This window comes from Peribacillus sp. (assembly GCF_059453735.1).
Genome location: NZ_JAZVJO010000051.1, coordinates 1 through 2,277, shown reverse-complemented (window position 1 = coordinate 2,277; position 2,277 = coordinate 1). Strand labels below are relative to the sequence as shown.

General features: G+C 38.2%; 2 protein-coding genes and 1 pseudogene. All 3 read right to left on the bottom strand.

Annotated elements, in window-relative coordinates:
- Positions 1–201: pseudogene (locus AC52RT_RS01645) on the bottom strand (hypothetical protein); the annotation flags it as partial.
- Positions 202–456: 255 nt separating this feature from the next.
- Complete coding sequence (gene map, locus AC52RT_RS01640; protein ID WP_495539139.1) at positions 457–1,197, bottom strand: type I methionyl aminopeptidase; 741 nt, start codon at positions 1,195–1,197, stop codon at positions 457–459.
- Between the two features lie 527 nt (positions 1,198–1,724).
- On the bottom strand, positions 1,725–2,174 hold the full coding sequence (locus AC52RT_RS01635) for a DUF4871 domain-containing protein (RefSeq protein ID WP_495539138.1): 450 nt from the start codon (positions 2,172–2,174) through the stop codon (positions 1,725–1,727).
- Positions 2,175–2,277 lie beyond the last annotated feature (103 nt).

The following is a 2,277-nucleotide window of genomic DNA, read 5'->3' as shown; positions in this document are numbered from 1 at the left end:
GTAATCCTCCAGATCATCAAAATCCAATATCACGGTTTCTGCCAGCCGCGGATGTTTGATCCCCAGAGGAGAGCGCACAATAGCCCGCACCTCTTCATACCGGCCGCTGTCCAAGCAAAGTTGGAGCAGACGGCTTCCAGTCAATCCGGAAGCCCCTGCTATTAAAGCTGTCTTCTTGCTTAATTGATTGTTCTGATCCATTGTTTTCCCCTCTTTTCACTGCACTGGCTGCCATTCTCTGAATGTGACGGACAGATCTCCTTTCTTTTTCTATTCACGTTCAATAGATCTATACTCGGAGATCCATTGCTAACCCTCCCCATATGAAAGATGTGTTAACCAGTCCCATTTGACCCGCCTATCAGGCTTAGTCATTTATACCATATAGTACTAAGATAGAAACATTCCCTTTCAAACGTACAGTGAATCACCTGCTTAGGATGCATCTTTCGAGGTCTAAAGTGTGACAATGATCGGACCATTTTTAGTAAGGATAATCGTATGTTCTATTTGAGCTACATAGCTTTTTTCTGTAGCATAGGTCCAATCGTCGTCTTTTTGGAATACTTCTTCTTCAAAGGTTGAGATAAATGGTTCAAATGCGATAACCATCCCTTCCTTCAAAATTTCATTATCCCATGGATCAAAATAATTTAAAATATGGTCAGGTGCTTCGTGGATGCTACGTCCAACACCATGTCCTGTAAGATTTTTGATAACAGTGAATCCATGCTGTCTCGCTGTTTCGAATACGGCTTTTCCGATTCTGCTTTTTTTGGAACCGGGTTTTGCTTTCTGAAGGCCTGCTTCAAACGCCTTTTTAGCAACGTTGCACAGTTTCGTTAATACTTCTTCTCCTTCTCCTACTACAAATGAGATCCCTGTATCGGCGAAATAACCATTCTTTGAAGCAGATACATCTATATTTACTAGATCCCCTTCTTGAATAACCCGATTACCCGGAATACCATGTGCCACTTCATCATTAATACTAATGCATGTATAGCCAGGGAAATCATATTCACCTTTTGGAGCTGAAACTGCACCTGCTTTTTCAAAAAGTTCTCCGGCAATATCATCAAGTTGTTTGGTCGTTACGCCAGGAATCGATTTTTGTACCAATTCATCTCTAATCGAGGCAACAATTTTGCCTATTTCCTTCAAACCATTAAAATCTTCTTCTGTTTTTGCAATCATTTTTTCTACCTCATTTTCTTTTATCATCAAAAAACTATCTAAGTATTCATTGTGCCTTTACTTTATTAAAAAAATCGCTCTGTTAAAGTTCGTTGATTTCCGCTGCGAACGGACGCTTTCCGCGGGGCGAGCGGTGAGGCTCCTCCTTCGTGCGGGGTCTCACCCTGCTCGCTAATCCCGCAGGAGTCGCCGTTCTCTGCTTCAATCACATCTAATGAAGAGAAGCATTAGGTCTAACATAAAAACAACATTAAACGATAACAGAGCCAAAAAAATAAAAGCAATGTAATTTTATATTTAATACCCCTCAGCTGAATCTTTCTTCGATCAAGAAAAAAACAATCAGGATCTGGTACATATGACTATACTATTAATTAGTTTTACCTTCCACTTCTCTGGTTAGTGGCATAGCAAATAAAGCTGAACACATAATTTATTATAATAAAGATTTAACTTGATTGTTTGCATTTCTAAAAACGCTCTTGGATCAGCTCCAAACGTTTTTCATCGTTTGACTTCCCTTCCCATCATTCCTGAGTAATGTCTACGATTATTTCATTGAAATATTCTTCGCCAATATAAACCTTTAACTTCCATAGTCCCAATGATGGAAACAAAACGGCTGAACGGGCGTGTCCGTTTATTTCTTCATCAATAGGAATTAATTTTTCATCACTGAATTTTATTGGATTTATCGCCTCTTCTTTCCCTTGTTTATAAGCTTTCACTTCCCATTCTTTATAGGATATATCTTCGGTTCCCCAAAAATGCCACATCCACTTCTGACCATCTTCTGTAATAGTTTTAGAACCAATAATTCCAATACTACCTTCTTTTCCAAACATTTCACCATACTCATTAGTAAAAGCCGGGGTATTTTCCTCCCATTTTGTTTCTTTAATAGTTTTTTCCGATTTACAAGCAGCTGTTACAAAAACAATACAAAACACAAGCAATATCAACAGGTTTTTTTTCAAAGAACTGCCCCCTTTCGTTTTTGAAGAGTATATAATACCCAATTTTCACTCCAATTCTTAAACAATAAAGATTTTATAGAAACAACAATCTATATAAAAAACA

Excerpts from the sequence above, each read along its gene's own strand:
- map (WP_495539139.1), bottom strand. The coding sequence starts at position 1,197 with ATGATTGCAAAAACAGAAGAAGATTTTAATGGTTTGAAGGAAATAGGC.